A 9,850-nucleotide genomic window follows, 5' to 3' on the forward strand; every position below is an offset into this window, starting at 1 on the left:
CGCTATTTCAGGACTAGACAGCATAACAATTAAACATGAGTCATCCCGAATTTTAAAATCACAAAAAAGCGGTCAAAATTAGTTTTTGACCGCTTTTTTGTGATTGATTTTTCCCGAATTCCTACTGTTTGAGCGAAGCGAGTCGGTTCGCCGATGCGATTAGGAATTCTTGATTTTCTTTTGCGGTCCGCCGCGCGGTTACTTTTCTTTCATCAAGGAAAGAAAAGTAAGGGCTAGACAATAATTAATTAGAAAACCTCTCAAATTGTCTCCAAAACGCATAATTTTAGGAAAAATTCGGGATAACTCATGTTTGATAAGTATATTAAAGAGTTTATTAGAATTAAATCTTGCAAGTATGTCAGGAAATGATAACTCACAACTCAAGACTCACTAAATCACTAACTCACAATTCACTAACTATTACTCCAAGTACAATTTTTTCAACTTTTTAATATCCTCTTTGTCCAACTCCATTTCCTTTTCTAGGAAGTTATCCATTGAGCCATACTGTTTGTCTATCGTATTAAAAAAAGTATTGATGTAGTTAGGATTAGCCGCCAACATTGGTTTCATGGCAGCCATAGCAGCATCATTTTTTGCCATAGCCTGTAGCATTTTTTCGCGAGTATCTTTCCAAAAAACATTCGTAGCGGCATAGTCTGCCACAATGTATTTTTTATCAACGCCTAATGCAGAAAGTATCAACGCTGCTCCCATACCAGTACGGTCTTTGCCAGCAGTACAGTGGAACATCAATGATTTATCATTAGGTAATACCAACAATTGCTCGAACATTGGCTTATATTTTGCCTTCAAAAAAGTAGTATTCGCATAAAATGAATTCATTAATGAATCACGGTTCAAGATAGCATAATTAAGACCAGACTGTACTTTCTCGCTTCCAGCAGGTAGGTTAATATAATTAACACCAGCAGGCAAACGGTCTGGGTTAGATTTCAACTCATCTGGTCCACGTAAATCGCACACTGTAGCAAGTTGTAGATTAGTCAAAGTGGTTAAATCATTATCTGTTAATTTACTTACATCTGCCGAACGGAAAATATGTCCCCATTTCACATGCTTTTTGTTAGCCGCTGGATAGCCCCCTAAGTCACGAAAATTGCTTCCGCCTTCTAATTTAACCTGACGTTTTGGGTTAAAAACCACAGCACTATCTTGCGAGAATGACTCTGTTACTACAGTTAATAAGCAAAGTATAAAAAGAATTTTTTTCATGTTTTGAAATATTGAATTTGATTATTTTTAAAGAAACTAATCTCTATTAAAAGGTAATACCCATTTGTAAGCCAATTCCTATAGAAGCAGATTTATTATTTCCGAAACGAAGTGGCAGTGGCATTGCCACAAAAAAATTATTCATCTTGGTTCTTACTATTACTTTACTAAAAACAGCCGTATATCCAAAGCGTCCGCTTGTTTCAAAAGCAAGGCGGTTGTTAATGCTAAATCCTTTTGGGTAACGCAAAATAATACCAGGATGAAATAACATATTACTTACAGCACTATTACCATTGGCAACTTTGACAAAGGGTGTTATTTCGAAACTAAACCCGATTCTATCACTTTTTAGAATATTGATTCCAACAGGGAAACCCACAGTATAATCGTTATTGAAATTATAAACAGTTTCGTTTTGATAAGCCGTAACCATTGGATGTACAATACTCATATAACCAACTACCTTCGGATATTCAGAGGCTATTTCTTGAGCCTTTAACGGATAAATAGCCCTCAAAAAAAACATAAAGCAAAATAATTTCTTTAACATCATCCTGTAAAATGTTACAAGAGAAAACCCTTTTTAACACGAATTTCCTCTTGTAAATCTTTATAAAAATAGATTATTTCAATAACCACATTGGCGCATAAATATCGTCTTTACCACCAAATTGTGTTAATGCTTTTGTATAATTTTCTGGATTATAAGTTGATTCATCTACTGGATACAACCAACGAAGAGGTACTTTACCTACTGAATTGATACCACTACCCACAGTAATGAATGTTTTAGGATAGCCTGTTCTGCGTTGGTTATAGAATGCCTCCCAACCAGAATTTTGGAAGAATGAAATATACTTTTGATTTAAAATTTGTTCTAAACCAGTAGTATTATTGCCTTTGTAAACAACATTAGGGTTTGTTAGAAAATTAGCAATTGATACATTCACGTTTCCTAATGTCTTACCCGTCAAGTCACCGATTGTCAAGGTAGCTCCTTCTGATAATCCATAAAATGCTAATGATGCATTGATACCTTTTGTATAATAAGCAGCCGCATCGCCTGTTGCCCAACCACGATTGATACCTTCTGCAATATTAAAATTCATTTCAGAATAACCCATAATGATATAAGGTTCTGGACCCACTACTGAACCATAATAGCGGTTAAAGTTGGTAAATGAGTACTTACCCGCCGTAGAATTGGTAAATAAATCGGCTACAGCATCAGAAATATCAGAACCAACATAAGCAGAAAAGTCACTTACTGTTTTTCCTTTGGCAAGCTCTGCTGGTGCAGGAGTCGCTACGATAAACGTACGAGGGTCAGCATTAACAGTTGTCAATTTCAAGTATGCCGAACCTATGTTTTGGTAGTTATTATTACCGTCTTTAGGAGTATGTGGATAAGTATTATAAGCTGAATTGAAAGTAAAAACCATGTTATCAGCATTACTTCCCATTACTGGATACTTTGTTGGGTTGTTAACGATGTCTGCAAATTTTTGTTTGATACCCAACTCTGGCGTATCGTCAGCTCTTTTACTTAATGAAATCAATACTCTTAGTTTATACGTATTGACAGCTTTTTGCCATTTTTTGATGTCATTACCCAATAGAATATCTCCTGCTAAAATACTAGCTTGTGTACTATTAGCAATTAAGCTCGTGAAGTCGGCATTGGCATCTTCTAACAATTGTAAAGCACTGATGTAAACATCTTTTTGTGCATCATATTTCGGTGTAAGGTTCTCAAGCCCTTGACCTGCTTCGCTCATCGGCACATCGCCCAAACGTTGTGTAAGCCAAACGGCTGTATAGGCACGCACAAATTTTGCTACCGCTGCGTAGGCATTTGTTTTAGTACCTAAGGTTTTCAACGCTTGTTCTTCCATCTTAATGGCGTTTTTCAACATACCGTAAGGTGTAGCCGTTACCGACCAGTCGTAGGTATTCTTACCTCCGTAATATAAATTATTAGAAACAATAAATTGATTCCAACGATGAGCTTGGTCGAAAGGTTGTTCAGAAACGTTTCCTGGTCTTCCATCTACTACTCCACCGCCTGCGTACATATCGTAAGTGATTCTACCCAATAAATATTCAGGTGGAATTGTATTACTTTCACTGGCAACGTTTGGGTTAGGTAATAATTGATCATAGTTTTGGCAGCTGGTTGTTGCTACCAAAATTGGTAATATGACTAATAATTTTTTGAAATATCTTTTCATTTTTATTTCTGATTTATATCTGAAAATATTTTATGCGTTGTCAGTCCTCAGCTATCAGTCGTCTGTTGTTAGTAACTGATGACCGATAGCTGAATACCAACAACCAAATTAGAATGTCAAGCTAATGTTGATACCATAACGACGAGTAGTTGCTGACTGCAAACCTGGGTCTTTTTGTGTACTTCTGTTTGAAGCATTATAACCAGCACCGTATTGGTCTAAGTCAAAGTCAGTACGTTCAGCGAAATACAATAAATTACGTCCCACTAATGACACAGAAGCATTTCTGATAAATTTGTTATTGCCTAATAATCTTGCAGGAACAGTATAACCAATCACAACTTCTCTTAATTTCATGTAAGTCTTGCTAATCAAATATGGCTCACCATATTGGAAGGCATTATAAACACCTTGCATATAACTTTGAACAGTTACCGCTTTAGTATTTGGTGCAAACGAAAGCTCACTACTATTAGCAATATTTCCAGCAGCGTCGTATCTAATTGTACCACTTGATACTACAACACCATCACCAACATAAGCTGGTACAGCTGTTTTAGTACCTAATGCCGTACTTTGCCATTCTTTCAAACGAGCTTCTCCTAATGCACCCGTAACAGATTCCATCGCAGTACCCGAGTTTACTTGGTAAGCCCATACACGGTCATTGATTACGCCACCTACACGTCCGTCAACTTGGAAACTGAAATTGAAGTCTTTATAAGAAAACTTATTATTCAACGCCCACACGAAATCAGGGTTTGTATTGCCTAATAATTGCTTATTGTTCGTTCCTGTTGGCGGTACTAAAGGCACACCGTTCGATGAATAGATAATTTTTCCTTCGCTGTTTCTCAAGAATTTGTAGTCATAATAACCATCTAGTCTGTCGCCAATATGGAAAACGTGGTCTGGACCAGATAAATAGATACTTGTTTCACCACCGTAGATTTCCTTCAACGTTTCTTTGTAAGTAGAGAAGTTCGCTAACACGTTCCAGTTTAAACCATTAGGATTTTTCAACACTGAACCATTTAATGAAACTTCCCATCCGTTTTTCTGAGTTGTTACACCATTGATTGTATGGTTGTAATAACCCGAAGAAGAAGCGACAGGTAAAGGGAAAATCTGTGGACCGTTGATAGATGTGAAGTAAGTAGCATCTAAAGACAAACGGTTTTTCAAGAATTTCATATCAAAACCTACTTCATAAGAAGTAACCGAGAAGCTCTGTAAAGCTGGGTTAGCAATCGTCCCTGAATAGTTGGCTATCGGTGTGTTGTTGTAAATAGAAGTATTGATGTTGTATGAGTTTTGGTTATCATAGCTAGGGCCATCATAAGCAGAAACAATTTCAGCACCATAGCCTATCAACCCACTAGAAAGCGATTGACCTGTAACGGCCTGATACGCTGTACCAATAGTAGATTGTGTCAAACCACCTTTTACATTAGCATACGAACCACGCAATTTGAAGAATGAAATTGTCTGAGGTAAATTGATATAATCTGAAACTACTGTACTCAACGAAACCGATGGATAGAAAATGTTACGGTTATCAGCAGGCAACGTAGAAAGTTTGTCAATTCTACCCGTTGTTCCTAACGTCAAGAAGTTTTTATAGGTAAAGTCTGCTGTATAATAAGCACTCGCTACTTCCATATCAGCACGGTAGTTATAGGCTTTTACAGGATATTTCGAGTTACTGAAGTCATATACGCCCGGTACAATCAGGAAGTCGGTAGATGCCCAGCTTGAGTTATAGCTATAAGTTCTAAGGTTAGCCCCTGCGATAGCCGAAATCGTTAAGTCTTTCGTTACTGGCTTATTGAAACTCAACAAGAAATCTGAGTTGTTTTCTAATAAGTTTCTTCTGTCTTCACGATAATCACCCTGTCTTAAATCTGGTGTTTTATAGGTAATCATCGAATATGGCAACTTCTCTGTCCGGAACTGATTCCAAGTAGTGATTTGGGTTCTGGCAGAAAAATTCAAGAATTCATTAATCTTGTAGCTCAATTTCGCATATCCATATACGTCAGTTTTTTTATGCTCACGTAGCCACTCATAAGCCATAAAATAAGGGTTGTTTTCACGACCATATTCTGCATAATACTGCTGAACACCTGGCTTACCTTGTGGACCTTTATAATAATCACGCATATCAGCAATATCCCAGCTACTAGAGCCATACACGTTAAAAATGTAAGTATAGCCTTCTGGTCCTGAACTTGGCTCTGGAATATTTGGTGAGTTTTGAAGGCTTAAGTTAATATTTCCTTCTAATCTTAATCTATCTGTAAAGTTGTACCCAGCATTGATATTAAAGTTATTAATATTCAATTTGGTATTTGGTGCCATCCCTTTTTGGTAATTGTTGGCGATAGACAAACGCAAATCGTATTTCTCACCACTTGCTGAAAGAGCGATGTTATTTGTAGAGATAATTCCCGTTTCCATAAAACGAGCGAAGTTGTCTTTACCAACATTCAACCAAGGTGTTCCCTGACGAATACCTGTTACTGGGTCTACTGGCGAATTGTATTGTGGTACATTCTGTCCTTCAAAACGTGGTCCCCAGATATTTGTACGACGAAACTTACCATCTTCGTCATAAGTTTTGTTACCATAAGCATACTGATAGTTAACACCATAGCCATATTCGCTCTGACGAGTAGGCACTGCCAAGAAACTTGGTTCAGCCATTGTACTCGAATTAAAATCTACTTGGAACTGACGTTTGTCTTTTGAGCCTTTTTTGGTCGTAATCAAAATAGCTCCGTTTTGTCCACGGAAACCGTACAATGCCGCAGCATTTGGTCCTTTCAATACTGAATACGTTTCGATATCATCTGAAGAGATGTTCCAAGTATCAGAGTTGATAGGTACTCCATCTACCACAAAAAGTAAATCAGAGTTACCACGAAGAATTAATTGCGGACGACCTAACATTTCAGCAGAAGAAGAAACTGTTAAACCTGCGATTTTTCCTGTTAAAGAGTTTATTGGGTTAGGCTCACGTGCTTTTACTAAATCTTCGCCTTTTACATCTTGTGTCGTGTAGCCAATTGAACGAGCTTCCTTCTTAATCCCTAAGGCTGTTACTACAACCTCTTCTAATTGTCTGTTTTCAGGTAATAAGGTTACATCTAGTGTTGTACGATTGCCTACCACAATTTCTTGTGTAGCAAAACCAATGTAGCGAAATACTAATACCATTTTATCATTTGCCGAAGGCAACTTAAATACACCATTGCCATCTGTAGTAGTACCACGCGTAGTACCTTTGATAGAAATACTCACGCCTGGAATTACGTCGCCATTCTTTTCGATAACTTTCCCAGTTAGAACATTGTCTTGTGCCAACACAACATTACTTAACATCAGTAATGCAATGAAAAACAAGCTAACATGATTCAGTAAAATTTTATGTTTCATCTTGTAATAAGAGTTTGGGTTTGAAGTCACAAACTTAGTCCTGTCATATTACCTGCCTGTAACCGAAGGGTTATCTTAAACCAAGGGGAAATGATTAAATCTTTAAGAATAGTGTTACAATATTAGAGATATATTAATGCCCTATTTAATGGCGGAATAATGCTATTTCTAGTATAATAAATTAATCGGGAGGGAAAATTGATTCAGAAACTATGATATTTTTATCAGACGAAAAAGTATATATGTAACCTGAATTGATTAACTTCTTATAACCATAAATCTTAGTATCACCTTCTATCATAAATTAGGCTCTTGAAATACACTATTTTCAAGAGCCTAATTTATGATGGATAGCTTGACAACCTCTATTTAGTTATATTCGTGACTTCAGTCTTATAAATAAACCTGTCTGAGGAAAAATACATGTACTTTCCATTAATCTCAATATTATTTGTTTTGGGAATTTCGGCGACTTTCTTTCCATCCTTATCAATTACAATGGTTATATCATTATTATTAATAAAAGTCCAATCTAGATATTTATCCGATATTTTATAGTAACTATTCTTTAAGTATTCGCCTTGTTTATTAAAATTATGGTCTAGCACAGTAATTGTAAATTCATCGTTATAAACATAATACTTTGTACTGTCTATCTCGTAAAGAGTTTTATATGTTGAAGCACTGGTTTGAATGTACACGCTATTTTTCACGAAACCATTCCATTCACGTAGCTCCTTTTTCTCCATCTCTTTAGTCATAATCATTTCTCCATTTTCTAATGAGTATTTAGAAATTGCCCTTTTGTGCATGATTATAAGGGTATCCCTGTCAAAATAATAATTTTCAATAAGCCCTTTTTGTTCAAGCTGATTGATATATTTTATACTACCGTCATTATTAAATCTAGCAATAAAAGGTTTTTTTTGTTTCATTCTATAATAACCGCCTAATAGAGAATAACCCAAATTGAAAAGATAGAACGAATCTTTCTTATGAAATAAAATAGATTCACTACATTCTATATCTGTAGGGAAAAATGTCTCAGAAATTACATTTCCTTGATAGCTCATTCTCAAAAGCCTATCAACAGTGGCAATAACAAAACTGGTTGAATCTCGAAAAAAATTAGACGTCAAAAAGCAATTACCTTGATAATTAAAATCTGCACATTCACGTGCCACTGGAATATCATAGCTCCACCCTTTACCTGTTTTAACATTAATACTATTGATTTTATTATTCAAAAAAATCAATGAAGTATCTCGATAAATATACTTGCGAGAAAGCCCCTTTTTAAAAGATAAGTCATCTCGTTCCCAAACCATATTTCCAGTTAGTAAATCAATACCATAAAGTCCATCATTTTTCCTGAAAAGCTTATTTTTATAGGTAATACCTACATTGGCATCATAAAATGAAAAAAGCAAAGGATTATCTACTTCCCATAGTTCTTTGCCTGTTTCAGTATCAATTCCAAAATTTTTGTTTCTTAAAGCCAACACAAGAAAATTGTTAGAAAAAGACAAGTCTTGGGTTTTTAAATTAATTTCTTTATACCATTTTAAGTCGTTTTTAATCGGATTAAATATCCCTAAAAAAACTTTATTAGTTTTTTCAGTATTAGGTAATCCATTGAAAATTACTGAATAATGATTTTTTAAAGAATCATATTTCATTCCTAAAATTTTATGACTGAATGAGTATTTTTCAGCCAAAATAGGTTCTTTATTATCTTTTATTCTGTAGCCAATAGTATCTGTTTGGTTTTTAAATTGAATTATTTGTCCTTTTAATGAGCTTAATAAAAATGTGTATAGGAAAAGTAATAGGCAAACTTTTTTCATTGATTTTAAGTGTTTGTATGTGTATTATTTATTGATTATTCGAAAAATCATCTTATTTGATTTTATACAATATTAATACGATTTTGAATAGAAAATTAAAATTCAAGTAATAATAGTTTTACTCTTTACTGGTAAATAAAATATATTTAAAAAATTAAATGCAACCTAGTACTCTTTAACTGCATCTTATGTCTGAAATATAGAAGAATTCTATTTTTGATTCCAAAACTCATCAACTTTAAAGCATTCGCTTAAACCAAAATCAATTGTATTTTAAGAGACTCTACCATTTATAAGAATAATTAACCGTTTAGGGTACTTTGTATTGCAAGGTACTATCTTTTACACATATCTTTAGCACTATAAATATGTAAACAGTAAGCGTACAAGTAATTTCTAAACAAATAATTTAATATTCTAAACAACAAGAAAATGAAAACCTTACTTAGAACCCTCGCCATTGCGTTATGCTCAACAGTGTCCTTGATTGCTAATGCAGGCGATGATGCAACAAATGGTAGAAAGACATTAAAAGTCGCTATTTATCCTGCAACGAATACTATGAAAATGAGCGTAGTAGTTGAGAAGCTTGTCGGCAGACAACTATCTGTAAGATTAAAAAGTGAATCTGGCTTTGTGTTGCATTCTGAATATATTAGAAAAAAGGATACGTTATACTTTGGGAAGTTTAATTTAGAAGAATTGGAAGATGGTAAATATTTAATTGAAATCTTTGATGGTGAAACTAAAATCGTTAAAAATATAGAAATAGGAACGATAAAACCTCAGGTTGTTGCTAATGAGCGTTTTATTACGATGAATTAGGTGGTTATTTAAAGTAATCACTCCCCTGTGTTTGTGTGCCACAAACCACGGATGGAGAAGCTTTTATTCCTAGCGAGGGACTTAAGTCCCTCGCTAGGGATAAATATCTTGATTTTCAGATATTTATACACTTATGAATAATCCTTCTCCGTGGTCTGTGGCACACCATAGCCGTCAGGCTATTGATTTATTTTATTAATTTTGTCTTCAAAATCTGATACAATGAATTTAGAAGATATATCAAACTCAATTGAGTTTTTAGAAATT

The 9,850-nt window shown here is 34.8% G+C and carries 6 protein-coding genes; 1 reads left to right on the plus strand and 5 read right to left on the minus strand.

What is annotated here, in order from left to right; translation table 11 throughout:
* Positions 1–423: 423 nt before the first annotated feature.
* The 5 genes from VB264_RS16370 to VB264_RS16390 form a co-directional block, all read right to left on the minus strand.
* Positions 424–1,239 (minus strand): tyrosine-protein phosphatase, encoded by an 816-nt coding sequence (locus tag VB264_RS16370; RefSeq protein WP_323250933.1) that lies wholly within the window; start codon positions 1,237–1,239, stop codon positions 424–426.
* A gap of 46 nt (positions 1,240–1,285) precedes the next feature.
* A complete protein-coding gene (locus VB264_RS16375) occupies positions 1,286–1,795 on the minus strand; it encodes a hypothetical protein (RefSeq protein WP_323250935.1) in 510 nt (169 codons plus the stop codon).
* 70 nt (positions 1,796–1,865) lie between these two features.
* Positions 1,866–3,473: a SusD/RagB family nutrient-binding outer membrane lipoprotein gene (locus VB264_RS16380; protein ID WP_323250937.1), complete on the minus strand. Its 1,608-nt coding sequence runs from the start codon at positions 3,471–3,473 to the stop codon at positions 1,866–1,868.
* A gap of 108 nt (positions 3,474–3,581) precedes the next feature.
* On the minus strand, positions 3,582–6,911 hold the full coding sequence (locus VB264_RS16385) for a SusC/RagA family TonB-linked outer membrane protein (RefSeq protein WP_323250939.1): 3,330 nt from the start codon (positions 6,909–6,911) through the stop codon (positions 3,582–3,584).
* 365 nt (positions 6,912–7,276) lie between these two features.
* Positions 7,277–8,758 (minus strand): PQQ-binding-like beta-propeller repeat protein, encoded by a 1,482-nt coding sequence (locus VB264_RS16390; RefSeq protein WP_323250941.1) that lies wholly within the window; start codon positions 8,756–8,758, stop codon positions 7,277–7,279.
* A 432-nt stretch (positions 8,759–9,190) separates the two neighbouring features.
* Here VB264_RS16390 and VB264_RS16395 point away from each other — a divergent pair, with 432 nt between their 5' ends.
* Entirely contained in the window at positions 9,191–9,583 is a 393-nt protein-coding gene (locus VB264_RS16395; RefSeq protein ID WP_323250943.1) for a hypothetical protein, read from the plus strand.
* Positions 9,584–9,850 lie beyond the last annotated feature (267 nt).

Source organism: Arcicella aquatica (genome assembly GCF_034928825.1).
In the GTDB taxonomy this organism is placed as follows: domain Bacteria; phylum Bacteroidota; class Bacteroidia; order Cytophagales; family Spirosomataceae; genus Arcicella; species Arcicella aquatica.